The organism is Amycolatopsis sp. WAC 01416 (assembly GCF_003947485.1).
Taxonomy (GTDB): Bacteria; Actinomycetota; Actinomycetes; order Mycobacteriales; family Pseudonocardiaceae; genus Amycolatopsis.
Genome location: NZ_QHHX01000001.1, coordinates 709,752 through 734,785, shown reverse-complemented (window position 1 = coordinate 734,785; position 25,034 = coordinate 709,752). Strand labels below are relative to the sequence as shown.

The 25,034-nt window shown below is 68.6% G+C and carries 21 protein-coding genes; 6 read left to right on the top strand and 15 right to left on the bottom strand.

Going from position 1 to position 25,034, the window contains the following annotated elements; genetic code table 11:
- Nucleotides 1-120 precede the first annotated feature (120 nt).
- Both DL990_RS03595 and DL990_RS03590 read right to left on the bottom strand, forming a co-directional pair.
- Nucleotides 121-2,403 carry a serine/threonine-protein kinase gene (locus DL990_RS03595; protein WP_125797853.1) on the bottom strand — a complete coding sequence of 761 codons (2,283 nt, stop codon included), beginning with the start codon at nucleotides 2,401-2,403 and terminating at the stop codon, nucleotides 121-123.
- Nucleotides 2,394-4,637 carry a protein kinase gene (locus DL990_RS03590; protein WP_125797852.1) on the bottom strand — a complete coding sequence of 748 codons (2,244 nt, stop codon included), beginning with the start codon at nucleotides 4,635-4,637 and terminating at the stop codon, nucleotides 2,394-2,396. The genes DL990_RS03595 and DL990_RS03590 overlap by 10 nt, the downstream gene beginning before the upstream one ends.
- Before the next feature lie 118 nt (nucleotides 4,638-4,755).
- Here DL990_RS03590 and DL990_RS03585 point away from each other — a divergent pair, with 118 nt between their 5' ends.
- Both DL990_RS03585 and DL990_RS03580 read left to right on the top strand, forming a co-directional pair.
- Nucleotides 4,756-5,826 carry a CoA ester lyase gene (locus tag DL990_RS03585; RefSeq protein ID WP_125790631.1) on the top strand — a complete coding sequence of 357 codons (1,071 nt, stop codon included), beginning with the start codon at nucleotides 4,756-4,758 and terminating at the stop codon, nucleotides 5,824-5,826.
- Nucleotides 5,823-6,677, top strand: a complete 855-nt coding sequence (locus DL990_RS03580) for a CoA ester lyase (RefSeq protein WP_125797851.1) — start codon at nucleotides 5,823-5,825, stop codon at nucleotides 6,675-6,677. Before DL990_RS03585 ends, DL990_RS03580 begins: the two co-directional genes overlap by 4 nt.
- Nucleotides 6,678-6,749: 72 nt before the next feature.
- Here the strand turns inward: DL990_RS03580 and DL990_RS03575 are convergent, their stop codons facing one another.
- Genes DL990_RS03575 through DL990_RS03540 form a run of 8 tightly spaced genes read right to left on the bottom strand, consistent with a single transcriptional unit; the run spans nucleotide 6,750 to nucleotide 15,055 of the window.
- Nucleotides 6,750-8,129, bottom strand: coding sequence for an amidase (locus tag DL990_RS03575; protein ID WP_125797850.1), 1,380 nt, complete (start codon nucleotides 8,127-8,129; stop codon nucleotides 6,750-6,752).
- 12 nt (nucleotides 8,130-8,141) lie between these two features.
- On the bottom strand, nucleotides 8,142-8,900 hold the full coding sequence (locus DL990_RS03570) for an SDR family NAD(P)-dependent oxidoreductase (protein WP_125781651.1): 759 nt from the start codon (nucleotides 8,898-8,900) through the stop codon (nucleotides 8,142-8,144).
- Nucleotides 8,897-10,318 carry an aldehyde dehydrogenase family protein gene (locus DL990_RS03565; RefSeq protein WP_125797849.1) on the bottom strand — a complete coding sequence of 474 codons (1,422 nt, stop codon included), beginning with the start codon at nucleotides 10,316-10,318 and terminating at the stop codon, nucleotides 8,897-8,899. Before DL990_RS03565 ends, DL990_RS03570 begins: the two co-directional genes overlap by 4 nt.
- Nucleotides 10,311-11,081 carry an ABC transporter ATP-binding protein gene (locus tag DL990_RS03560; protein WP_125797848.1) on the bottom strand — a complete coding sequence of 257 codons (771 nt, stop codon included), beginning with the start codon at nucleotides 11,079-11,081 and terminating at the stop codon, nucleotides 10,311-10,313. Before DL990_RS03560 ends, DL990_RS03565 begins: the two co-directional genes overlap by 8 nt.
- On the bottom strand, nucleotides 11,078-11,815 hold the full coding sequence (locus DL990_RS03555) for an ABC transporter ATP-binding protein (RefSeq protein WP_125797847.1): 738 nt from the start codon (nucleotides 11,813-11,815) through the stop codon (nucleotides 11,078-11,080). Before DL990_RS03555 ends, DL990_RS03560 begins: the two co-directional genes overlap by 4 nt.
- On the bottom strand, nucleotides 11,812-12,624 hold the full coding sequence (locus tag DL990_RS03550; protein ID WP_199746197.1) for an ABC transporter permease: 813 nt from the start codon (nucleotides 12,622-12,624) through the stop codon (nucleotides 11,812-11,814). The genes DL990_RS03555 and DL990_RS03550 overlap by 4 nt, the downstream gene beginning before the upstream one ends.
- Nucleotides 12,624-13,568 carry an ABC transporter permease gene (locus tag DL990_RS03545; RefSeq protein WP_125797846.1) on the bottom strand — a complete coding sequence of 315 codons (945 nt, stop codon included), beginning with the start codon at nucleotides 13,566-13,568 and terminating at the stop codon, nucleotides 12,624-12,626. The genes DL990_RS03550 and DL990_RS03545 overlap by 1 nt, the downstream gene beginning before the upstream one ends.
- Nucleotides 13,565-15,055 (bottom strand): ABC transporter substrate-binding protein, encoded by a 1,491-nt coding sequence (locus DL990_RS03540; RefSeq protein WP_125797845.1) that lies wholly within the window; start codon nucleotides 15,053-15,055, stop codon nucleotides 13,565-13,567. The genes DL990_RS03545 and DL990_RS03540 overlap by 4 nt, the downstream gene beginning before the upstream one ends.
- 60 nt (nucleotides 15,056-15,115) lie before the next feature.
- Here DL990_RS03540 and DL990_RS03535 point away from each other — a divergent pair, with 60 nt between their 5' ends.
- Together DL990_RS03535 and DL990_RS03530 are read left to right on the top strand one after the other, a co-directional pair.
- A complete protein-coding gene (locus DL990_RS03535; protein WP_125797844.1) occupies nucleotides 15,116-15,859 on the top strand; it encodes a FadR/GntR family transcriptional regulator in 744 nt (247 codons plus the stop codon).
- A 20-nt stretch (nucleotides 15,860-15,879) separates the two neighbouring features.
- Entirely contained in the window at nucleotides 15,880-16,935 is a 1,056-nt protein-coding gene (locus DL990_RS03530; RefSeq protein ID WP_255431304.1) for a patatin-like phospholipase family protein, read from the top strand.
- Between the two features lie 73 nt (nucleotides 16,936-17,008).
- Here DL990_RS03530 and DL990_RS03525 read toward each other — a convergent pair whose 3' ends face one another.
- The 4 genes from DL990_RS03525 to DL990_RS03510 all read right to left on the bottom strand — a co-directional run bounded on the left by DL990_RS03525 (nucleotide 17,009) and on the right by DL990_RS03510 (nucleotide 20,257).
- On the bottom strand, nucleotides 17,009-17,605 hold the full coding sequence (locus tag DL990_RS03525) for a class F sortase (RefSeq protein ID WP_125797843.1): 597 nt from the start codon (nucleotides 17,603-17,605) through the stop codon (nucleotides 17,009-17,011).
- A gap of 4 nt (nucleotides 17,606-17,609) precedes the next feature.
- Nucleotides 17,610-18,308, bottom strand: coding sequence for a hypothetical protein (locus tag DL990_RS03520; protein ID WP_233620374.1), 699 nt, complete (start codon nucleotides 18,306-18,308; stop codon nucleotides 17,610-17,612).
- A 417-nt stretch (nucleotides 18,309-18,725) separates the two neighbouring features.
- Nucleotides 18,726-19,058: a hypothetical protein gene (locus DL990_RS03515; protein ID WP_125781637.1), complete on the bottom strand. Its 333-nt coding sequence runs from the start codon at nucleotides 19,056-19,058 to the stop codon at nucleotides 18,726-18,728.
- Nucleotides 19,059-19,204: 146 nt separating this feature from the next.
- Entirely contained in the window at nucleotides 19,205-20,257 is a 1,053-nt protein-coding gene (locus DL990_RS03510; RefSeq protein WP_125781635.1) for a PLP-dependent aspartate aminotransferase family protein, read from the bottom strand.
- A gap of 51 nt (nucleotides 20,258-20,308) precedes the next feature.
- Here DL990_RS03510 and DL990_RS03505 point away from each other — a divergent pair, with 51 nt between their 5' ends.
- Complete coding sequence (locus DL990_RS03505) at nucleotides 20,309-21,232, top strand: oxidoreductase (RefSeq protein WP_125781633.1); 924 nt, start codon at nucleotides 20,309-20,311, stop codon at nucleotides 21,230-21,232.
- Here DL990_RS03505 and DL990_RS03500 read toward each other — a convergent pair.
- A complete protein-coding gene (locus DL990_RS03500; RefSeq protein ID WP_199746196.1) occupies nucleotides 21,229-24,465 on the bottom strand; it encodes a penicillin acylase family protein in 3,237 nt (1,078 codons plus the stop codon). The genes DL990_RS03505 and DL990_RS03500 overlap by 4 nt on opposite strands.
- Nucleotides 24,466-24,607: 142 nt before the next feature.
- Here DL990_RS03500 and DL990_RS03495 point away from each other — a divergent pair, with 142 nt between their 5' ends.
- The gene (locus DL990_RS03495) at nucleotides 24,608-24,982 is read left to right on the top strand and encodes an FKBP-type peptidyl-prolyl cis-trans isomerase (protein ID WP_125781631.1); all 375 of its coding nucleotides are present in this window, start codon (nucleotides 24,608-24,610) and stop codon (nucleotides 24,980-24,982) included.
- The last annotated feature ends 52 nt before the right edge of the window (nucleotides 24,983-25,034 follow it).

Sequence of the window (25,034 nt, the reverse complement as noted above, 5' to 3'; positions counted from 1 at the left end):
TCTCCGAACGGTCACCGGTACGCGATGACCGCTACCGAACACACGCGCGGCAAGAGAAGCAGTTCATTAGGCCATTCAGCCCAATGAATAGTCATTCCACTGTGGACTTTCGCGGGCCGGTCAGGAGATCGTCGCGGTACGGAGGAGTTCTTCGACGCCCGGTGTCCGCCACTCGTCCATCACCACGATTTGCCTGTCCGCAAGGAACCAGATCCGCTGCGTCACTTGCGCTTCGCCGCTTCCACCGGTCTGTCCACGAGGAACACACTGGATCGTCCACTCCTCGTAGGTCGCCGTCGACCCGCCCACCGGTGCGGTGGTGGAAACCGTCCGCACGGCGTCACCCTCTTGGCGGAGGTCCTTGCGCCCGGCGGCGTTGCAGGCCCGGCCGCCCGCGCTGCGCCGGTAGAAACCGCCCGGCCGGTACGGCGGTTGTTCGGCTGACTCCTGGGTGTTGTCCGTGAGGAGGACGTATTCGCAGTTGAAGTACTTCTTGGGATCCGGGCAGCCCGGGGCGACGATCACCTTCTCCAGCCCCTGCGAGACGGCGGTCCAGCCGTCGGGCAGGTGCAGGGTCAGCGCGCCGACCGGGACGTCGGTGAGTCCTTGCGCGGGCGGCGCGGACGAGGTCGCCTTCAGGGGTTTTCCGCCGGTCACGCCCGCGACGAGGTCCGGGTTCAGGAGATCGGCCAGTTTGTCGTAGGGCAGCGTGTAGTCCTGGACGCCGCAGGCGGTGGCGAAGCCGAGGGTGTTGAGGTCGACGGTGACCTCGACGGCCGCCGGGGTGAACGCGAGCCACACCTTCCGCTCGTCGGTGAGGTCGGCCGTCTTGAGGGGCTGGTACGGGAAGGTGCTGTTGGCCGGACCACACTGTTCCTTGTCGGGCCAGAGCAGCGCGGCGAGAGTCCGCAGTCCGTCGTCGGTGAACTTTCCGGGGGCGAACAGCTCGGCGGGGGTGAGCGCCTTGCCCTCTTTCAGGTCGATCGTCACCGCGTTCCGGCCGTTTCCCCAGGTCGAGTGCGGTTTGTTCTCGAGGTCGTGCGTGTAGCGCACCGAGAGGTACCGCTCGTTCTGCGAGCGCACCTCGGCCTTCGTGAGGAGCTTGTACGGGCCGCGTTCCGGCTCCAGCTTGGCGGCGCCCTGGCCGGTTTTGCGGTTCCACTCGTCGATCGGCGCGGTCAGTGCGTCGTTGACGCGCTTCAGCCAGGCTTGATCGGGCGACCCGGTCACCTCGGGGTTGTCCCCGCTGTACGGGAGATTCGTGCCGGGCACTGTTCCGCTTCGGGTCTTCATGGCGACCTTGAGCGCGACGGCCTGTTGAGTGGTCGGCGGCGACGGCGAAGGGGTACTCGGGTCGGAGAAGACGACGACCGAGCCGACCACGGCGGCCGCCGCCGCGGCGACTCCGACGGCGATCTTCAGTCCGGCCGCGATCCCGCCGGTCGACGCGGCGACCGCGCCCGTTCCGGCGGCCGCGACCCCGGGGGCGGCCGCGGTGCCGGCGCCGAGCAGGACCAACGGCGTCGCCGCGGCGAGCACGCCCGTCGCCTTCGCCAGCCGTGACCAGCCTTTGCGTTCCCATTCGTCGCCGTAGCCGGCACGGGCGACGCGTTCCAGTTCGCTGACGAACATGAGCGCGTCGACCGGCCGTTTCGACGGGTCCTTCGCCATCCCCAGCGCGACGAGTTCGTGCACCGGCTCGGGGACCTCGCCGAACGGGACGGGCGCGTGTTCGTGCAGTGTGCGGAGCACTTCGGTCTGTTCGGCCTCATACGGCCGGTGCCCGGCGACGCACTGGAAGAACACGCAGGTCGCGGCGTAGACGTCGGTCGCGGGCGTGGCCTGGCCACCCGCCCACTGCTCGGGCGCCATGTACGCGGGCGTGCCGACGGACGGGCCGCGTTCACCCGCCAGGACGGCGGTGCCGAAGTCGACCAGCTTGCTCTCGCCGGTGTCGGCGACGAGGACGTTGGCCGGTTTGTAGTCCCGGTGGACGACGTTCGCGGAATGCGCCGCGGCCAGGCCGAGCAGCGAGCCTTTCAGTACCGCGAGGGCGGCTTCGGGTTCGAGAGCGCCTTCGGCCTGGAGCACCGCGCGCAGGGAGACGCCGTTGATCGCCTCCATCACGATCGCCGCGCCCTGCGGCGTCTCGAAGAACTCGTGGAGACGGACGACGTGCGGGCTCGACACCCGGTGCAGCGCCAGCGCTTCCTGCCGGAACGCGGCCAGATACGCCGGGTCCGCGGCGAAGCGGGAGAAGAGGTACTTGATCGCGACGACGTGGCCGGTGTTGTCCTGGCGCGCGAGCACCACGCGGCCGAAGGTGCCCGTGCCCAGCTGCTCCAGCTCGGTGAAGCCGGGCAGTCTCCACGCGTCGGTCCCGTCTTGAATGCTCACTGCCATCGGGCCTCTTCCAGAATCTTGTCGAGACCTGGAGTGTTCCACTCGTCGACGATCACGAGCTGCGTTTTCGGCAGGAACCAGACCCGCTGGGTGACGGTACCGCCGCCAGTGCACGTGAGCAGCCACTCCTCGTACGCGGCCTTCTTCGTCCCGACCGGGCGAAGCTCCTTCTTCTGCAGTACCGGTGACCCCTGAGTCTCATCGGGTGCCCCGAGGGAATGACACGGCCGCGGGCCATAGGACCGGTTGTACGGCTTGCCCGGTTCATACGCCGGAATGGCCGGCTCGACCCGCGAGTTGTCGCTGAACAGGACGCCCGCGCAGTGGAACGGCTGCATGCCGCTGTTCGTGCACTGGTCGGCGGTCACCAGGTAGCGCTCGATGGGAGCGCTGGAGAGCAGCCACCATTTCTCCGGCGTGGTGATGGTGAAGGCGCCGACGTTGTCCTCTTTGGTCCGCTTGCCCTGCGTGCCGCCGGGCGCGAGGCCGAGGAGGTTCATCACCGTGGGGCTCAGCAGGTCGAGCAGGCGGGGGTAGCCGATGGTGACCTCGGTCGGATCGCAGACGCGCGGGTAGCCGAGCGCGGTGCCGTAGACGTAGAAGCGCATTCCGTCGGCGGTCGGCGCCGCCTGCACGATGGAGTCGTAGTCGAAGGTGTAGCGCTCCGACATCGACGTCGCCGGGAGGTGCTCGGTCGAGTTCCGCGTGCCGGTGAGGCAGTCGCCCGGCTTCGCGGAGTCGAGGAGCCGGTCTTCGAGCATCCGCATCCGCGCGGCGGTGCCGTCGACGTTGTCGAAGAGATGCGCGGTGGAGATCTGCTCGCCCTTCGTCAGGTCGATGACGATCGGGCGGACGCTGAACCCGCCGTGGTTGCCGAACTGGACGGAGTCGATCGAGCGTTTGTAGACGACCGAGAGCAACTTGTCGTCCTGGCGCAGCACTTCGGCTTCGGTCTTCATATGCGGGATGTCACCGTCGGGCTCCAGTTGCGCCTGGTAGCTGTCGGGCCAGAAGTTCTCGAGCCAGCCGTCGATCGGCGCCATCAGCGCCTTGTTGACCCGCTCCTCGGCGGCCTTGTCCTTCAAGCCGCTGATCCGGACGTACTTGCCGTTGTAGTCGAAGCCGTCGGACTTCTCGGTGCGGGTGAGGAGGTCGACCTGCATCGCGGCGACGGTCGTCGTCCGGGGCGGCGCGTCATCACCGTTGGCGTTGACCACCACGACCGTGCCGACGGCGGCCGCGGTGACGGCGGCGACCGCGGCGGTCACCTTGAGCCCGAGCGCGATCCCGCCGCCGGTGGTCGCCGCGACCCCGCCCGCCGCGCCGCCCGCGATGGCCGGCGCGGCGGCGGTCCCGGCGCCGAGCAGGGCCAGCGGCGACAGGGCGACCAGGACACCGGCGCCCTTCGCGAGCCAGTGCCAGCCGTTGCGCTCCCAGTCTTCGCCGTACGCCTTCCTGGCCGACGACTCCAGTTCGGTGACGAACTCGGCCGCGCCGGACGGCCGCTGGGCGACGTCCTTCGCCATGCCGCGCGCGATGAGGTCGCGGACCGGTTCGGGCACCTCGCCGAACGGGATCGGGGCGTACTCGTGCAGCGTGCGCAGCACTTCGGTCTGTTCGGCCTGATAGGGCCGGTGCCCGGCGACGCACTGGAAGAACACGCAGGTCGCGGCGTAGACGTCGGTCGCGGGGGTGGCGATGCCGCCGGACCACTGCTCGGGCGCCATGTACGCGGGCGTGCCCGCGGCGACACCGGTCTGCCCGGCGAGCACGGCGATGCCGAAGTCGACGAGTTTGCTCTGTCCATCGGGGGTGACCAGGACGTTCGCCGGTTTGTAGTCCCGGTGGACGGTGCCGGCGGCGTGCGCGCCGGCGAGGCCGAGCAGCGAGCCCTTGAGGATGGCCAGCGCGGCTTCGGGTTCGAGCTTCTCCTGGCGGCCGAGGATCTCTTTCAGGGAAATTCCGTGAACGGCTTCCATGATGATGGCGGCCCCTTGCGGGGTCTCCACGAACTGGTGCAGCCGGGCGATGTGGGGCCCCGAAACACGGCTCAGGATCTGCGCCTCGTGGCGGAATTCGGCCAGCCGCAGCGGGTCTGCCGCGAACCGCGCGTACAGGTATTTGATGGCCACGACCTGGGCGGATTCATCATGGCGGGCCAGCACGACCCGGCCGAATCCGCCTTCGCCCAGCGACCCCAGCTCGGTGAAACCCGGCAAGGCCCAGTCGTCCACAGATTCCTCCGCGATTCCCGATCGTGTTCCCTTGGAGGTGAGCTGCGCCGCAGCGGTTCCCCACCTTCCGGGTTTAGGGTTACTCGTCGGTCACTTAGCCCGTTGCGATGGAGGAACGATGCGTTCGCCGAAGGATTTCTTCGCCCCGCTCGCCGTGGGGGCGCCGGAACCGCTCCGCCAGATCCCCGTGCCTCCTTCGCGGATGATCCACTTCTTCGACCCCAGCAACGAGAAGATGGCCGCCAAGGTCCCGGATCTTGCCAAGAAGGTCGACGTCCTGCTCGGAAACCTCGAGGACGCCGTACGCGCCGACCGCAAGGAGGCCGCGCGGAACGGGCTCGTCTCCATCGCGAAGTCGACCGACTTCGGCAAGACGCAGCTGTGGACCCGCGTCAACAGCCTCGACTCGCCGTGGGTACTCGACGACCTGATCACGCTCGTCACCGAGATCGGCGACAAGCTCGACGTGATCATGGTGCCGAAGGTCGAAGGCGCACAGGACATCCACTACGTCGACAGGCTGCTCGCGCAACTCGAAGCGCGGGCAGGGCTCACGAAACCGCTGCTGGTGCACGCGATCCTCGAAACCGCCAGCGGCGTCGCGAACGTCGAAGAGATCGCCGGCGCGAGCCCCCGGATGCAGGGCATCTCGCTCGGCCCGGCCGACCTCGCCGCGAGCCGCCGGATGAAGACCACCCGGGTGGGTGGCGGACACCCCGGTTACCTGGTGCGCACGGACCCGACCGGCGAAGACCTGAACGAGGGACGCACGACGTACCAGCAGGATCTTTGGCACTACACCGTCGCGCGGATGGTCGACGCCTGCGCGGCGAACGGGATCCTGCCGTACTACGGGCCGTTCGGCGACATCCGCGACGTGGTGGCCTGTGAAGACCAGTTCCGCAACGCGTTCCTGCTCGGCTGTGTGGGCGCCTGGAGCCTGCACCCGGTGCAGATCGACATCGCCAAGAAGGTGTTCTCCCCCTCGCCCGAGGACGTCGCGTGGGCACGGCGCGTGATCGCCGCGATGGGTGACGGCACCGGTGCGGTGATGATCGACGGGAAGATGCAGGACGACGCCTCGGTGAAGCAGTGCCGAGTGGTCGCCGAACTCGCGGACGCCCTCGCCGCCGACGACCCTGAACTCGCCGCCGCGTACGACGCAGCGACCAAGGAGGCTTCCGAATGAATCCCCGACGTTCCGTCCTCTACATGCCCGGCGCGAACGAAAGAGCGCTCGAAAAGGCCAAGACGCTGGACGCGGACGGGCTCATCCTCGACCTCGAAGACGCCGTCGCACCCGACGCGAAGGAAGCCGCACGTGAACGCGTTTGCGCCGCCGCTTCGTCGAAGGAGTACGGCTCGCGCGAGGTGACCATCCGCGTGAACGGCCTCGACACCGAATGGCACGACGCCGACCTCCGCGCCGCCGCGCAGGCGGGCCCGGACGCGATCGTGGTGCCGAAGGTGAACTCCGCCGCCGAAGTGCACAACATCGAGCGCGCGCTGGAACTCGGCGGCGCACCAGACCACACGAAGATCTGGGCGATGGTCGAAACCCCGGTCGCGATGCTGCACGCCGAGGAGATCGCCGCGGCGTCCGACCGGCTGACCGTGCTGGTCATGGGCACGAACGACCTGGCGAAGGAACTGCACGCCGAGTTCGTCCCCGGCCGCGCGCCCCTGCTGGGCGGACTTTCGCTCGCGCTGCTGGCCGCGCGGGCGACCGGCAAGGCGATCCTCGACGGCGTCTACAACGACGTGAAGGACCTCGAAGGCTTCGAGGCGGAATGCCTGCAAGGACGCCAGTTCGGCTTCGACGGCAAGACGCTGATCCACCCGGCGCAACTGGAGCCGTGTAACCGGATCTTCGCGCCGTCCGAAGAGGAGATCGCGCGGTCACGCAAGATCATCGCGGCGTTCGAGGAGGCCAAGGCGGCCGGGCAGGGCGTCGTGACCGTGGACGGGCGGATGATCGAGAACCTGCACGTGGACAACGCGCGGCGGATCCTGGCGCTGGCCGAGGCGATCGCCGGTTGACGCAATTCGGCACCTGATTGCGGTGCTTGCGCGCGCAAGGATCGCAATCAGGTGCCGAATTGCGGGACGGGGTCAGGGCCAGGGGCGCGGAGTGGGGCGAAGGGTTTCGTAGGCGGCAGCGGCGCGGAGTACGTCGAGGTCGGCGAAGCGGCGGCCGCTGATCTGGAGGCCGATGGGCTGGTCGTCGCCGGTGTAGCCGCAGTTGATCGAGACCGCGGGCTGGCCGGACATGTTGTACGGCACGGTGAACGCGATGTGCTCGAACGGGCGGCGCGGGTCGTTGGTCGGCGAGGGCCAGTCGGCGGGTGGGGCCGAGACCGGGCAGGTCGGTGACAGGACGACGTCGAAGCGTTCGGTCGCGCGCAGGGTCGCGACGGCGATGGCGTCGATCTGTGCGAAGCCGCGGTAGGCGTCGACTCCGCTGATGTCGGCGCCGCCGGCGGCCCAGTCGGCGATGTACGGCAGGACCTTCGCTCGGCGTTCCTCGGGCAGGGCCGACATGTCCGACCAGGCGCGGACGCGCCAGAACGTGTCGAGTCCGTCGAGCATTTCGCGGCGCAAGAACGGCGAAACCGGCTCGACGACGGCGCCTGCGGCTTCGAAGACACGCGCGGCCTCGGTGACCGCCGCGATCGTCTCCGGCAGCACCGGGAGCCCGACGCCCGGGTCGAGGTGCAGCCCGATCCGCAAGCCCTTGACCTCACCCGACAACGCGGTCCAATCGAGCGACGAGGGCGGCAGCGAGAGGTGATCGCGACTGTCCACACCGGACAGAACGCTCATCAGCAACGCGGTGTCGGCCACGGTCCGCGTCATCGGTCCGGCGACGCGGCCGAGGAACGGCGGATCCACCGGCACCCGGCCGAAGCTCGGCTTCAGCCCGACCAGACCGCACCAGCCGGCGGGCAACCGGATCGAGCCGCCGATGTCGGTGCCGACGTGCAGCGGGCCGTAGCCCGCGGCGGCCGCCGAACCGGCACCGGCACTGGAACCGCCGGGCGTGCGCGTGGTGTCCCAGGGATTCCTCGACGCGGTGTGGAAACTCGACAGCCCGGACGTCAGCATCCCGTAGTCCGGCATGGTCGTCTTACCCAGCAGGACACCGCCGGATTCGCGCACGCGAGCGCCCGCCGGGGCGTCTTCAGGCGCGGGTGCCAGTGAGGTGGCGGCCGTGCCGAGCGGGACCGGTGTGCCGCGGGTCGCGATGTTCTCCTTGAGCGTCAAGGGAACGCCGTCGATCGGGCCGAGCGGTTCCCCGGCGTGCCAGCGGCTTTCGGACGCCTTCGCGTCTTCACGCGCGCCACTCGGGTCGTACGCGTAGAGCGCGTGCAGCTCGGGTTCGCGCGCCTCGACGCGGGCGAGGACCGCTTCGGTGACTTCGACCGGCGACAACGTCCCGGCACGATACCGCGCGACCAGTTCGACGGCGGTCAGATCAGGCAACTCCGGCACGGACAGGCTCCTCTACGTCGCGGGCGGTTCGAAGCGGCCGTCGACCGCGGTCCAGCCGCCGTCCACCGCCAGCACGGAGCCGGTCACGAACGACGACGCGTCCGAGGCCAGGTAGACGACGGCGCCCGCGAGTTCGCCGGGACGCGCCCAACGGCCGAGCGCGCCCTTGGTCGCGTACGCGTCGTACCAGGCCGGATTCGCTTTGATCTGGGCTGTCAGCGGAGTCTCGACGACGCCGGGCGCGATCGCGTTGACCCGCACCCCGGCCGGGCCGAACTCCGCCGCGGCCGTGCGGAACAGCTGCACCAGTCCGGCTTTCGTCGCCGCGTACGGTCCTTGCCCAGGCTCGACGGTGGTGCCACGGATCGAGGAGAACCCGATGATGCTCCCCCGTCCGCGTTCGACCATCCCGGCGCCGAACGCGCGGACGACCTCGAAGGTGGCGCCGAGGTTCAGTGCGATCACCCGGTCGAATTCCTCGCGCGAGTACTCCAGCAGCCGTTTGCGCACGTTGGTCGCGGCGGTCAGCACGACGACGTCGATCTCGCCGAGTTCCGCCGCCGCCCGCGCGGCGGCACCGTCGGAGAGCAGGTCGATCTCGTACGCCTCCCCCACGCCGGTTTCCTTGGCGGCGGCGACATCGCGGTCCGCGACGATCACCTCGGCGCCGTGCGCGGCCAAGGCCTTGGCGGCTTCGCGGCCGATCCCGCTGCCACCGCCGAGTACGACGGCTCGCTTTCCGTCGAGCCGGAACAGGTTCTCATAGCTCACGGGCGCAGCACCGCCATCCTCGTCACGGTCAGTTCTTCGACCGCGAACCGCGGCCCTTCCCGCCCGATGCCGGAGTCCTTCACGCCGCCGTACGGCATGGTGTCGGACCGGAAACCGGGCACCTCGTTGACCACCACGCCGCCGACTTCGAGCTCGTCGAGCGCGCGGAACGCCGTCTTCAAGGACGTGCTGAACACCGAGGCGTGCAGGCCGTAGCGCGACGCGTTGACCGCGTCGAACGCTTCGTCCACAGAGGACACAGTGCGGAGACAGACCACCGGGCCGAAGATCTCCTCGTCCCAGCATTCGACGCCGTCGGGCACGTCGAGCAGCACGGTCGGCCGGATCACCGTGCCGTCCACACCGCCGCCGACCAGCCGCGCACCGGCCGAAGCCGCTTTGTCGACCCACTCCTGGACGCGCCTGGTGGATCCCGGGTCGATTAGCGCCGAGACCCGCGTCTTCTCGTCTCGGGGGTCACCGATGACGACCTCGCCGAGCCGCGCGAGCACCCGTTCGGTGAACTCCTGGGCGACGGCTTCGACGACCAGAACGCGTTGCACCGAGATGCACGCTTGGCCGGACGCGTAGAACCCGCCGCGCAGCACGGCGTCCGCGGCCGCGTCGAGGTCGGCGTCGTCGGCGACCACCAGAGCGGCGTTGGACCCCAGCTCCAGCAACGTCTTCGTGGGTGCGGCGTCGCGGGCGATCCGGTGCCCGACCAGCGCGGATCCGGTGAACGACACCGCGCCGGCCCGCCGGTCGGTGACCAGCGCCGAGCCGACGGCCGCGTCCCCGGTGACCAGCTGGACCATCGCGGGCAGCTCGGTCAGCGAGCGCACCAGATGCACGAGCCACAACGTCGCCAGCGGGGTCTGCGGCGCGGGTTTCACCACCACCGGGCAGCCCGCGGCGATGGCGGGCGCGATCTTGTGCGACGCCAGCAGCAGCGGATAGTTGAACCCGGCGATGCCGACCACGACACCGATCGGCTTGCGTTTCCAGAACCCGACCAGCCCGTCGCCGGACGGCAGCAGGTCGAGCGGCACGGTCTCGCCGTGCAGCCGCGAGACCTCCTCCGCGGCGGCCTGCCAGGTGACGATCGTGCGCGCGACCTCGACGCGGCAGTCGACCAGCGGCTTGCCGGTTTCGAGAACCAGAAGCTGTTCGAATTCGGAGCGCCGGGCTTCCAGAGCGGCGGCGACGTCGTTCAGGAGCGAACGCCGGGTGCGCGACGGCAGGGCCGCGACCTGGTTGAACACCGCGACCGCCTCGTCGATCGCCCGCGTGGCCAGCTCCGGCGTCCCGACCGGCGCCCGGCCGATCTCGCTCCCGTCGTACGGGAACACCACCGGCAAGGTGTCCACAGTGGACACCCAGCCGTCACCGATCGGCAGTCCTTCCGGATACTCAGCCATCGTCCCCTCCCCGCAGCTTTGCCAGTTCGGCCCGCAGATTCGGCGCGGCCGCCAGCAGTTCCCTGGTGTACTCGTGTTCCGGCGCGTCGTAGACCTGGTCGACGTCGCCGATCTCGACGATCTCGCCGCGCCGCATCACCGCGACCCGGTCGCAGACGTGCCGCACCACACCGAGGTCGTGCGAGACGAAGATCAGCGTCAGCGAGTACAGCTCGACCAGCGACGCGAGCAGGTCGAGGATCTGCTTCCGCACGGAGACGTCGAGCGCGCTCACCGGTTCGTCCGCGATGAGGACGCTCGGATTCGGCGCGAGCGCCCGCGCGATCGAGATGCGTTGCCGTTGCCCACCGGAGAACTGGTGCGGATAGCGGCCGGCGGCGTCTTCGGGGAGGCCGACCGCCTTCAGCAGCTCCGACACCCGGGCGGGGTCCCGGCGGCCCAACGGCTCGGAGATGATGTCGCGCACCCGCATCCGCGGATCGAGCGAACCCATCGGATCCTGGAAGACGATCTGCAGTTCCGACCGCAGGAAGCCGAGCTTGCGTTCGGGCAGGGTATCGATGCGCCTGCCTTGGAACGAGACGCTGCCCGCCGTCGGCTTGTCGAGCGCGGCCAGCAGTCTGACCAAAGTGGACTTTCCCGAACCCGACTCGCCGACGATGCCGAACCGCTGACCGGCTTCGACGTCGAACGAGACTCCGCGCAGGGCGTGCACATCGCGCCGTGTGTAGCGACGTTCCAAATCTCTGACCGAGATCATCATCGGCTCGCCTCCAGATCCGAAGCGGCCAAGAGCTTCTTCGTGTACTCGTGCTTCGGCGCGGTGAGCACCTCGCGGGTGGTGCCGGCTTCGACGATTTCGCCGTCCAGCATCACCAGCACCCGCTCGCATACCGACGCCACGACGGCGAGGTCGTGCGTGATGAACAGCAGTGCGCTCTCCCGCTCCCGGACGCCGTCGAGGATCAGTTCCAGGATCTGCGCCTGCACGGTGACGTCGAGCGCCGTCGTCGGCTCGTCGCAGATCAGCAGCTTCGGATCGTTGGCCAGCGCGATCGCGAGGACGACGCGTTGCCGCTGCCCGCCGGACAGTTGATGCGGATACGCGCGAGCGACACCGGGCAACCCCACGGAGGCCAGCAAAGCCTCGGGATCCTTCGCGCCGTTTCGGTGGATTCGCATCGGCTCGGCCACCTGCGCGCCGACCCGCATGGCCGGGTTCAGCGCGGTCATCGGTTCCTGGAACACCATCGACATCTCGTTGCCGCGCAACCGCGACAGGGCCTTCTCCGACGCGCCCAGCAGTTCGCGCCCGTCGAGCTTCACCGATCCGGAAGCGGCGAGTTCTTCGGGCAGCAGGCCCATGATCGACAGCGCTGTCAACGACTTCCCGGAACCCGACTCGCCGATCAGCCCGACCCGCTCACCACGCGCGATGCCGAACGAGACACCGCGAACCAGGCCGCCGATCCCAAGACCATGCACTTCGAGCGTCATAGCCGCGCCGCCAATCGAGGATCGAGACGATCGCGGAGGCCGTCACCGAGCAGGTTGAAGCCGAGGACGGCGATGGCGATCGCGACGCCGGGCACGAGCGCGAGCCGCGGGTGCAGGGTCAGGAACATCTGCGATTCCTGGAGCATCCGGCCCCACGACGGCGTCGGCGGCCGGGTGCCGAACCCGAGGAACGACAGCGCCGCTTCCGCGAGCACTGCGATCGCGAACGACACCGACGCCTGCACGATCAGCAGCCCGGAGATGTTCGGCAGCACATGCCGCGCCGCGATGTTCAGCCGCGAACGCCCGGCCGACCGCGCGGCCAGCACGAACTCGCTGCTCATCACCTGCAGCGTCCCCGACCGCGCGATCCGCGCGAACGACGGGATGGTCGCGATGCCGATCGCCACCATCGCGGTCAGCGTGTTCGCCCCGAACACCGCGCCGAACATGATCGCCAGCAGCAACGCCGGGAACGCGAGCACGAGATCGTTGACCCGCATGACGAACTCGCCGAGCCAGCGCGACGACATCCCGGCGAGGATGCCCAGCGGCGTCCCGATCAGCGCGGCGATCCCGACCGCGACCACGCCGACGTACAGCGTCGTCCGCGCGCCGACCATGAGCTGGCTGAGCACGTCGCGGCCGAAGCTGTCCGTGCCCAGCGGATTCGAGCCGCTGAAGTCGTGCAGCCGGTTGGCCGCGTCCACCTTCACCGGGTCGAACGGCGTCCACACGAACGAAAGCAGTGCGGCGAGCACGATCAGCGTGACCAGGACGGCGCCGATGACGAGTGTGCGGTTACGCATCAGGAACCCCGCAATCTCGGGTCGAGCACCGTGTAGAGGAGGTCGACCACGAAGTTCACCAGCAGCACGCCGACCACCAGGACCAGCACGATCCCCTGCACGGACAGCAGGTCCCGGGACGCCACCGAGTCGAGCAGCATGCTGCCGAGACCCGGCAGGACGAAGACGCGTTCGACGACGACGGCGCCGATCAGCAGGGTCGCCAGTTGCAGGCCGAGCACCGTCACCACCGGCACGGCCGCGTTGCGCAGACCGTGCCGGAACAGCGCTTGGAACGGCCGGAGCCCCTTGGACCTCGCCGTGCGGAGATAGTCCTGCCCGAGCGTGTCGAGTACGGCGGACCGGACATACCGCGTGAGCACGGCGCCCTGAACGAGTCCCAGCGACAAGGCGGGAAGGACGAGGCCGCGGAGGAATTCGCCGGGATCCTGCACCGGCGGCGTCCACCCGCCGGACGGCAGCCAGCGCAACTGCACCGCGAAGATCTGCACGAGGATGATGCCGGCGAGGAACGCGGGGATCGCGACGCCGAGCTGCGAGAGGCCGGAAACCGCGGTGCCGTCGGCCTTCCGATGCCGCACCGCGGCGAACGTCCCGGCCGGGACGGCGATCAGCAACGCCACCAGCATCCCGGCCCCGACCAGCCACAACGTCACGCCGAGCCGGTCGGCCAGCGCGGGCCCGATCTCCTCGCGCGTGACGTACGAGCGGCCGAAGTCGCCTTGCAGGACACCGCCGATCCAGTCGAAGTACTGCGTCACCAACGGCCGGTCGATGCCGAATTCGGCGCGGGTCTTCGCGACCAGCTCCGGCGTCGCGTTGACCCCGAGCGCGACCTGCGCCGGATCACCCGGCAGCACGGCCATGAACAGGAACACCACGATGGACGCGACCAGCACACTGGCCACCAGGATCCCCAGGCGACGGAGCACCTTGACCGTCATCGCGGCGCCAATCCCGTGAGATCGAAGGACTCGCTGACCTGGTTGCGGACGAACCCGGTCACCTTGTTCTTCGCCACGATCACGTTGGGGAACAGGAAGAGCCAGTCCGCGGCGGCGTCTTCGGACAGCCGCCGCGCGACCTGCCGCATCGCGTCGGCCTGCTCCTGAGGCGTTCCGGCGTCGGCCTTCGCCAGATTCTGCTGGACCGGCTTGCTGTCGTAACCCCAGTAGTACTTCGGCCTGCCGAAGGTCACGATGTCGCGCGCCTCGACGTGCTGGATGATCGACAGGTCGTAGTCGCGGTCGGTGAAGACCTGCTTGAGCCACACCGCCGGGAAGTCCAGCGGCTCGATCGTCACCGTGACCCCGACATCCGCCAGTTGCGACGCCACCACCTGCGCGGCCGACACCGCGTACGGCAGGTTGGGAATCCTCAGCCGCAGCGACGGATTCGGTTGCCCCGCTTCGGCGAGCAGCGCTTTCGCCTTCGCGGGATCGAACGGGTACGCGTTCGAAAGGTCCTCGTACCAGGGATCCGTCGGCGGGACCATGCTGCCGATGAGCGTGCCGCGGCCTGCCCAAGCCGTGTCCAGCAAGGCCTTCCGGTCGATGGCGTACGACAGCGCTCGCCGCACGCGGACGTCGTTCAGCGGCGGACGCGCGTTGTTGAACGCGAGCGTGACCTCGCTGTTCGTCGTGCCTTCGACGACGGTGAACCGGTCGTCGCTCTGGAACTGCGGGATCGAATCCGGCACGGTGATCGCGGAGATGACGTCGATCCCGTTGCTGAGAAGGGCGTTGTTGAGCGCCGTCGGATCCTTGATGTACTTGAGGACCACCGTGGAGTACGCCGGTTTCCGGCCCCAGTACGCGGGATTCTCCTTGAGCACGATGGAATCGCCGCGCCTGCGCGAGGACACCGTGTACGGCCCGGTGCCGACCGGTTTGTTCGCCAGATCCGCGACGCCGGCGGGGCTGAACATCGCGCCGAGCCTGCTGGTGAGGCTGAACAGCCAGCCGTTGCTGGGTTTCGTGAGCACGACCCGCGCGTGGTCGGGCGCGACGACGTCGACCCGGTCGACGACGTCCATTGTGGACTTGATCGACACCGTCCAGTCGGTCTTCACGCGCATCAGCGAGAACTTGACGTCCTCGGCGGTGAACGGCGCGCCGTTGCTGAACTTCGCGTTCTTCCGGAGCTTGAAGTCGTAGGTCTTGCGGTCTTCCGAGACCGTCCACGATTCGGCCAGCAGCGGCACGATCTTCGCGTCCGCGTCGAGTTTCACCAGGCCCTCGTAGACGTTGTAGAGCAAGGCCTGCGGGATGGCGGCGCCGTCGGTGCGGGTGAAGTCGAAGTTCGCGGGTTCGGCGGTGTACCCGATGGCGAGCGTCCCGGGATCCTTGGCGATCGTGGCACTCGAACCGGCGGAGCAGCCGGACGCCACCAGCAGCAACGCCCACACTGCCGCGTGAATCCGGGCTTTCATCCTGCCCCCTAGCCGGTAGACTGGTCTGACCAGTAAACCAGACGAGACGGCAGGGTCAAGATGGAATTCGAGCCGGTCGCCCCTGTCCGCGCGTACCAGCGTGTCGTCGAACAGATCGAGGAAGCCGTGTTCAGCGGCCGGATCAAACCCGGCGACCGGTTGCCGAGCGAACGCGAGCTGATGGTGCAGTTCGACGTCGGCCGCTCGACCGTGCGGGAGGCGCTGCGTGTGCTGCAGGCGGCGGAGATGATCCGCTCACGCCCGGGCGACCCGCGCGGGCCCGAGGTCCTGGCCGCCTCCCCCGCCGCGTTGCACCGGTCGATGCACCGGCTCGCGCGCGCCGACCACATCGGCCTTTCCGAGCTGTTGCAGTTCCGCATGGTCCTCGACGGTTCCGCACATCTGCTCGCCGCGCAGCTCAGGACCGAAGACCATCTCGCCGAACTGGACGCGGCACTGGAGGCGATGCGCGCGGGCGTCACGGAGGGTTTCGCGGAGTTCTCCCACGCGGACGTCGCGTTCCACGAGGCCATCGCCCGCGCGACCGGGAATCCGCTGCTGGTGATCAGCGGTGAGGTCGTCCGCGGCGTCGTGCTGGAGCTCATCGAAGACAAACTGGAGCACGCCGACGACCGGACGGCGTTGATGCGCAACTGGCTGGCACATCACGAGGAAGTGCTGGGAGCGATCAGGGACTCGGACGGGAAGCGCGCGTCAAGGCTGGCGAAGCAGGCGCTGTACGACAACTACGCCGAGTACGTCCCCGAAGAGCAACGTCGCCTCTTGCGGCCACTGCTTGCCTGACCGCCTCTACACTCGCTCAGGTGGGGGATGTCAACGAGCCTTCAACAGCCCGCCAGGGTGTCGGTCTCGCGCTGTCCGGCGGCGGCTACCGCGCGATGTTGTTCCACACCGGCGCCCTGTGGCGGCTCAACGAACTCGGCTGGCTGTCGAAGATCTCGACGTTCTCGAGTGTCTCGGGCGGCTCGATCGCCGCGGGCGTGCTCGCGCACGCGTGGTCGGATCTGAAGTTCGAGAACGGCGCCGCGAACAACTTCTACGACGAGGTCGTCGCGCCGGTGCGGAACCTCGCGCGCACCCGGCTCGACATCCCGGTCACCTTGCTGGCCATGGCGATCCCCTGGCGGAGCGCCGGTGAGGAACTCGCGCGGGTGTACGCGAAACACCTGTTCGGCGACTGCTGTCTCAAGGACATCGACCCCGACGGTCCGCAGTTCGTCTTCACCGCGACGAACCTCCAGGACGGTGCGCAGTGGTGGTTCTTCCGGCAGAACGGGCCGCACGGGAACATCCCGCTCGCGACCGCGGTGGCCGCTTCTTCGGCGTTCCCGCCGATGCTTTCGCCCGTCGTGATCCAAGACCCGCATTCGGACGACCGGAAGCGCAAGATCGTGCTGAGTGACGCCGGCGTCTACGACAACCTCGGCCTGGACCCGGTCGAAGGGCACGCGACAGTGCTGGTCAGCGACGCGGGCAAGCGGATGAAGGTCACGCGGAAGGTCAACCGCGACTGGGTCAGGCAGCTGCTGCGCGTCCTCGACGTGATCGACAACCAGGTGCGCGAACTGCGGCGCGGCGCGCTGCTCAAGTCGTATGTGGAGAAGGATTTCGCCGGCGCCTACTGGGGGTCCTACGTCGACCTCGAGAACTTCGAGCTCAAGGATTCGCTGAGGACGCCGGTGGATCTCACGCACAAGCTGGCGGAGACGCCGACGCGCCTGACGAAGCTGCCGGAAGTGCTGCAGGAGCGGCTGATCAACTGGGGTTACGCGGCCTGCGACGCGGGGATGCGGAAGTGGGTCGACACCGAAGCGGCCGCTCCCGCCGGGTTCCCGTTCCCGGGCGCCGGGGTGGGCTGAGCACGTCCCCCCGATGCAATGAAAGGACCTTTCCTTGCCAAATTTGCAAGGAAAGGTCCTTTCATTGCGCTTGTCAGGCGACGAGATTCGCGTAGACGATCACGTTGTCCTTGTAGCTGTGCTCTTCCTTGTCGAAGACACCGCCACAGGTGATCAGCCGCAGCTGCGGCTTGTCCGTGTTGCCGTAGACCGCTTCCTCGGGGAACTGGCCCTTGGGGACCTGGTCCTTCTTCTCGACCACGAACTTCAGGCTCTTGCCGTCGCTGCGGTCGACGAGCACCTCGTCACCCGGGTTGACGTCCTTGAGCTTGTAGAAGATGCCCGGCTGCTTGTTGCCGTCGACGTGGCCGAGCAGGATCGACGGGCCGACGTCGCCGGGCACCGGGGAAAGCCGATACCAAGCGGCCTGCATCGGTGTCTTCGCCGACGGGACGGACATCTTGCCGTCCTTGCCGATCGCGACCGTGACCAGGCTCGATTCCGCGCCGATCTTGGGGATCCGCACGTTCGTCGGGCGAGTCCCGTTGAACGGTTTGACGACCGGCGGTGTCGATTCCGCCGCCGCCTGTGCGGCGGGCGGGGCGGGTTCGTCCGTGCCGCAGCCGGTCAGCGCGAGAGAGAGGACAAGGGCGGCCGCGACCAAGCGGCCGCCCTGGGTCAGGATCTTCATCGGATCAGGCCGCGGTGGCGCCGAAACCGGTCTCGATGCCGCCCTTCGGCTTCAGCTTGACCTGCTTCTTCGGCTTGTCGGTGCCCGGCGCGTTCGCGCCGCCGCCGATCGTCTCCTCGAACTCGATGTCGCCCTTGCCCGGCTTGCCGTCGCATGTCCAGGTGAAGGTGCTCGAGTTGCCCTTGAAACCGGGCTTGGCCTCGATGATGTAGATCCACAGGTAGGCGTCGCCGCCGTCCTGGAACGAGTCGGTGATGGTGAAGTCCGGCGCGGTGACGCCGGTGGGCTCCGAGCCGCAGAGGATGGCCAGCGCGCCGACGCCGTCACCCTCGACGTAACCGGCGCCGACGTTCAGCACCGGCTTCGGCGGGGTGGTGGTGGTCGGCTTCTCCGAGGTGGAGGCCGGCGAGGACGAGGTCGGCTTGCCGCTGGTCGAGGTCGGAGTGCTGCTGCTCTCGGACGTCGGCGGAACCGTCGTGACCTTGCCGCCCGACCACTCGGGGCCCGAGCTGACCTGGCCGCCGGACCACGAAGGCGAGGGCGCCGTGGTGGGCGCGTCGCTCGTCGGCGCGGGAGGCGTGGTCGTCGTTTCGGTCTGCGCCATCGCGACCGGCGTCACGGCCAGCGAGATGACGGCGCCGGCCAGCACCGCGCCCGCGAGGCGGCCCAACGTCTTCTTCAAAGTGATCTCCCAGTGGAACATCGCAACGCACGGTGACCCCCACCCTGCGACCACCCGAGCGGAATCCCACGTTCGGGTGACAGCGTGATCCTGCCGGAAAAGTGCAGGTGAGCCGTAGTGGATAGGCGGTGACAAGAGCCACTGGGAAAACCGGTAACGCGGGAATGTCCCTGCTCGATACAAGGGCCCGAAAGCCGCTCGGCAAAGGGAAAGCCTCGCCGCGACGAAGGAATGTTAACACCCGTAGGGCCGAATCGGTTGCGTTGCGGAAGTATTTTTTCGCCGTCCGTCCCACGTCGCGAAAATGCCGGTTCTTCTGCGAAATCCCACCTCGTACAGTGACTTGCCACCGATGCGTTCACGCGTTCGGACCAGCCGTCCGTGAAGAACTGTCCATTCCGGAATGAATGCCGGTGCCCGGCAACCCGAAGGTCACGATCAGAACACCAGGAACAGGGCCACGGCGAGGGAGACCGCACCGAGGAGTCCCGCGAAGAACAGCCAGGGCTTCGGCGACGTCCGGTTCCGCACGGCCCGGCCGCCACCCACCACCGCGATCAGGAGTCCGACGCCGAACCCGATCGCGGGCAGGAAGGTGGCGAAGGTCCGGTTTTCGGCGTCACACGCCCAGATCCCGTCACTCGGGCAGGGCGACGCCGCGAAGTCGGCCAGTAACCCCGCCGCGACGATCGCGAGGAAGCCGAGCACCAGGAGCCAGAACAGGCCCCACAGCAATTGACCGAGCCGCCTTGGCGGTTTCGTCTCCTCCACGCGCTCAGGTTAGTGAAGGGTGAGGCAACGTGGCGTGTTCGTGGGTGAGGCTGGTGGCGGGCAGGCGCGAGGGGGTCGTGAGTGGCGATTCGGGTTAGAACCCGAATCGCCACTCACGACCAGCTGTACCGACCACGCCACCTTTGCTAAGCAGTGCCCTGGCCCAGTGCCGAGGCCAGATCCGTCCAGAGATCTTCCGGGTCTTCGAGCCCGACGCTGAACCGGACGAGCCCGGCGGGCACGTGGGCGTCGCCTGCCAGCCAGGCGCGGCGCTCGACCAGGCTCTCCACCCCGCCGAGGCTGGTGGCCGCGCGGATCAGCCGCAGCGACCCGATGACCTTGTCCGCGGTCTCCGCGTCGGGGAGTTCGAACGCGATCATCGTGCCGGTGCCGGGATAACGCACCCGGGTGATCGCGGGGTGGTCGACCAGCCGTGCCGCCAGCAGTGCGGCCGTGCGGGTCTGCTCGGCGAGGCGGACCGGCAGGGTCCGCAGCCCGCGCAGGGCCAGCCAAGCTTCGAGCGCGCCCGGCGTCGCACCCAACCTGGTGCGCGCGTCGCGCAAGTCCTTCGCGACGCCTTCGTCGGCCGCGATGGTCAGGCCGAGCAGCAGGTCGCTGTGGCCGCCGATGAGTTTCGTCGCGCTGTGCACGACGATGTCGGCGCCGAGGTCCAGCGGCCGCTGTCCGAGCGGGGTGGCGAACGTGTTGTCGACGGCGACCAGGCCGGTCGCGGCGGCGGCGATCGTCTCGATGTCGATGACGTCGAGCGTCGGGTTGGTCGGCGATTCGAGCCAGAGCAGGTCGGCGTCCGCGGCCGCGACCCAGGCGGCCGTGTCGTCCGGCGCGATCTCGGTCACCACCAGGCGGCCGGTGCGCTGCGCGTGGGCGAGCAGGCCACGAGACCCCGCGTAGGAGAACGTCGGGACGCAGACCTTCGCGCCGACCGGCAGGGGGTCGACGACGGCGCTGAGCGTCGCGATCCCCGAGGCGAACGCGGTGGCGTGCCCGCCTTCGAGCGCGCCGATCGCGGCTTCGAGTGCCTCCCAGGTCGGCGTGCCGTCTTCCCTCGAATACGCGCGATCGGCGCCGGCGTCGAAGGTGCTCGCCGCGACGATCGGCACGTTCAGCGGTTCGCCAGGGCCCTCCGGACGTCCGGCGGCGACGGCGAGGGTGCGGGGTGACCAGTCGTTCGTGTCCACCCTTTCACCGTAAACCGTCCCGCGATGATCACCACGTGACAAACTCGGCCCATGACTTCTGGGACGATCGACGCGGCGGATGCGGGAACCTGGACCCTCGGGGGGCTGACAGTCAACCGGATCGGGTTCGGCGCGATGCGCTTGCCCCAGCGAGGCCAGGCGTTCGCGCCCGACGCCACGCCGGGCGACCGCGACCAGGCGATCAAGGTACTGCGCCGCGCGGTGGAGCTGGGCGTCAACCACGTCGACACCGCGGCGTTCTACTTCTCCTCACGACGGTCGGCCAACGAGCTGATCAACTCGGCGCTGTCGCCGTACGCGGACGATCTGGTGATCGCCACGAAGGTCGGGCCGCGCCGGGATCCGTCCGGTGAGTGGCTGCCCGAGGCCACTCCCGAGCAGCTGCGGGGCGAGGTCGAGGAGAATCTGCGCCAGCTCGGCCGCGATCACCTCGACCTGGTGAACCTGCGGCTGTCCGGGCAGAGCGCGATCGCCGACCACTTCGGCGCGCTGGCCGAACTGCGCGACGCCGGTCTGATCCGTCACCTCGGCGTTTCCAACGTCGATGCCGAGCAGCTCGCCAAGGCACAGGCGATCGCGCCGGTGGTGTGCGTGCAGAACTCCTACGGCCTCGGCCACCGTCCCGAACAGGATCGGCTCGTGCGTGTCTGTGGTGAGCAGGGAGTGGCGTTCGTCCCGTTCTTCGCCATCGCCGGAGCCGGACGCGAGGCCGGTCCCAGCGGCGCCGAGCAGGACGAAGTGCTCGCGATCGCCCGCGCGCACCAGGCGACGCCGGCGCAGATCCGGCTGGCGTGGGCGCTGGGGCGGGGACCGCATGTGCTGGTCATCCCGGGTACGGGCGACCTCGGCCATCTCGCCGACAACGTCGCCTCCGGAGCGCTGCGACTCACGTCCGACGACCTGGCCCGCCTCGAAGTGATCCATCAAGGCGGGCTGCAGGCCGCGCGGCCTTAGTGGGCGTACACCTCGAATTCGTAGAGGGAATAGCCGTACTTCGTGCCGCGCTGGACGCCGGCCATCCGGACATGCCGGGCGTCCACGGCTTCGAAGGCGACGTTGTCCTGCCCGCCGTTTCCGTCCACTATGGACGCCACGTCGCGCCAGTTCGTCCCGTCGGCCGAGACCTGCACCTGGTACGCCTTGCCGTACGCGGATTCCCAGTGCAGGACGACCCGGGAAACTCGCCGCACCGAACCGAGGTCGACGGTGATCGACTGGTTGTCGCTCCAGTCGCTCGCCCAGCGCGTCGAGGGGTCGACGTCGATGGCGTTGGACGGCGGCGAGTTGTACCAGCCCGTTTCGTGGCTGGTCGCGCTCACCGAGCGGCCGGTGGCGAGGTTGGCGATGTTGTCGCCGCGTTTCGCCGGGAACTCCACGACCTGCTGGAACGTCGGCCGGTTCTGGGTGCTCATCTTGTCCTGCGTGATGCCGCCGAGCGCGCGGTGGATGATCGTGTCGGCACACCACTGGTCGCCCGCGGCGCAGTCGCCGTCGCCGGGATAGACGGTGTTGGCAGGCTGCGCGGCCGCCTGCGTCAGCGAGTCGAGCAGCACCTGACGGCAGGTGTTCACGTCGCCGCCACCGCAGTACTTCACGGCCAGCGGGCCTGCCACGTTCTGCCCGAGGACCGAACGGATGTCCTTGTGCACATAGCCCCACCAGCCCGCCTGGTACGACGACCCCGCGTGTCCCTGGCCCACGTGCTTGCCGGGGACCTCGTTCTGCCAGCCCGAAGGCGACTCGTTGATCTTCAGCACACCGACCATCGCGGCGTAGGCGGCGTCACCCATACCGGGTTTGAACTGGGCGTTGACCAGCAGCGGCCACCAGGCGTCCATGATGCGGATCGCGTCGGCGTTCGCGTACGCCTTGCTGCCGGGCGCGGTCTCCGAACGCAGGCCGCCCGCCGCGAGCCAGGTCTTCAGCTTCGCCACCGCGTCCGCGGCCGGACCGGTCACCGGCGCCTTGTCGATCACCTTGAACAGTTCCGGCAGCACCTTCTCCGCGCGGAGGTCGGCCAGCGCCGCCTCCTCCATGGCCTGCGTGAGGTTCACGCGTGTCACCCTGGTGCCGCTGGAGATCATCTTCTTGACCCGCGCGTCGATCAGGTCACCGCGGTGCACGGAACTCTTGTCCGCGCCGCTGGCCGCGTAACCGTTGGTCTGCGCGTTGTTCCAGCTGATGTAGTAGTCCTGGTTGATCGACTGCGGATGTTGCGACGACGGCGTGTAGTTCGCGAGGTTTCCGTCGGGATTCCAGCCCTGCCAGTCGAATCCGGCGTCGCCCCGCACCGGCATGGCCGGGTCGACGTTCGGATTGCGGACCGGGTTCGAGCCGGAGTTGAAGTAGGCGACGTCGCGTGAGTCGGCGTAGAACCAGTTGTAGGTCTGGTTCACGTCGGCCGCCGCGGCCTGGAAGTCCTGCGCGGACTTGATCGCGTCCGGATCGTTGAACTTCTGGAAGCCGATGATCGTGTCGATCTCGTGCTGGAAGGTCGACCGCAACGACGCGTACGCGACCGGTTTGCCGCCGACCAGCGCCCGGCTCGTCACCGGCCCGTACTTGGTGCGGAAGCTGCGCAGCGTGTACGAACCCTCCGCCGTCCCGTCGGCGACGGTGGGCTTCCAGGCGTTCTTGCGTTCGACGATCTCGAACGGCAGGCACTGGCCGCGGAACCGGTAGAAGTTCGAGTTCTTCGTCGGCGCGGACCCGTTCTGCTCGCACAGTTCGACGGCGTAGGTGTCGGTGATGTCCTGTGACGCCGAGGTCGCGCTCCACGAGTAGTCCTTGCCGCGGCCGAGCAGCACGTACATGCTGATGCCCGCGAACGAGGCACCGCGGGCGCTGATGCCCGGGCCCTGGAGTTCTTGCAGCATCAGCAATTGCGGCGCGAAGTAGCCGGCCTGCGGGCCGAAGACCGCGACCGGGTGACCGCTCGCGGTCTTGGCACCGGAGACCACCAGCGCGTTGGACATGCCGTGCTTCTCCGACAGCAGGTTGCCGGGCAGGACGCCGTCGTCGAAGATGCCGCGGACGGCCTTCTGGTCCTCGGGCGCGGGAACGTCCACCTTGGCGGGCGTCGCCGTCCCGGCGGAACCGGTCGGGTCGAAGACCAGCTGCTGCCCGGTGACCGAACCCTTGTCCGGCATCGCGGCGCCCTGCGGATTCGACGGCGCCTTGCCGTAGTCGAAAGTCTGTCCATTGTGGAGGGTCTTCACGGTCTCGGGGTCGTCCTCGGACCGGAGGCTCTTCCAGACCTTGTCGCCCTGCTCGAGACCGTACTTCTCCTGCATCGCCATTTTCGCGATGGCGTTCTGCACCTCGCCGCCACCGCCCGCGCCGAACTGCGCCCCGACGACGGCGGCCAGGACGACGAGGTCGGTGAGCTTGAACGGTTCGATGGTCCCGGCGTTCGTGATCGCGTCGACGTGCCCGGTGAGCACGTACTCGCCGGGGAAGTAGCGGCCGCCGTGCGCGTCGGCGATGTACTTGTTGACGCCTTGGACGTAGGCCTCGGCGTCGGCCTTGCCCTGCGCGCCACGCGGGCCACTGGCCGCGGCGTTGTCGATCTGCTTCTGCAGTTCCTGTTCGGTGTACGGCGCCGACGAGAAGAAACTCTGCTCGAGTTCCCGGTTGCCCTGGGCACCACCGGCGAACGAGGTCAGCTGGCCGCGGCCGACGCGGCGCATGATGTCCATCAGCCACAGCCGGTCCTGCGCGGCGGCGTACCCGGCGCCGTACATCGTGCCCGGCCGCGTGGTGCCGACGACGCGGGGAACGCCGGTCGCCTTGTCTCGGGTGATCGTCACGTCCGAACGCGGTTTGATCGTGCTCTCGACCTGACCGGACTGGACGCCGAAGGAGGCGTCGTTGAAGAACTGGTTGATCTTGTCCGTGGTCAACGTCCGGTAGCCGTCGGCGAGCGAGGCGTATTTGCCGAGCTGATCGGCCGAATGCGCGGGGCGGGTGCCGAACGCCTTGTGCGCCAGGATCTCGGCGAGCGTCGCGTTCCCCTTGGTGCCGGGCGGCAGGATGTCGGCGCACTGGCCGCCGCAGTAGTCGTCGAGCGCCGCCGCGACCACGGAGTTCTGTGGTTCCTCCGCCGCGTTCGCCTGCACTGCCGGAACGGTGCCCGCCACCAGCGTCAGTCCCGCCAGCGTCGTCAAGACCCGTATGCCTCGTCGCATGAAAGACCTCCGTCGTCGGAGAGTGACGAGGCGCACACTACCCACGGGTATCCGAATTTGTGAAGACTTTTCGCGTTCTTGCCACCGTTCGGCGGAACACTCGACCTGCGGACCCCGGACCAGCGGATGTATCTTCCTGAGCATGTCTTTGGAGAAGCCCCAGATCGACCGCCCGGAGGGCCCCGCGCCGTCCGACCTGGAGAAGTCCGACATCACCGTCGGCGAGGGCCAGGAGGCGAAGGCCGGCGACACCGTTTCGGTGCACTACGTCGGTGTCTCGCACTCGACCGGCGACCAGTTCGACGCCTCGTGGGATCGCGGCGAGCCGCTCCGCTTCGGCCTCGGCGCCGGTCAGGTCATCCCCGGCTGGGATCAGGGTGTCGCCGGTATGAAGGTGGGCGGCCGTCGCAAGCTGACGATCCCGCCGCACCTCGCCTACGGGGAACGCGGCGCCGGCGGCGTCATCAAGCCGAACGAGACCCTGATCTTCGTCGTCGACCTGATCGGCGTGAACTGACCCACATTTCCGGATGTGGGCCCTGATGGACTCAGTCCCCCGGGGCCCACAT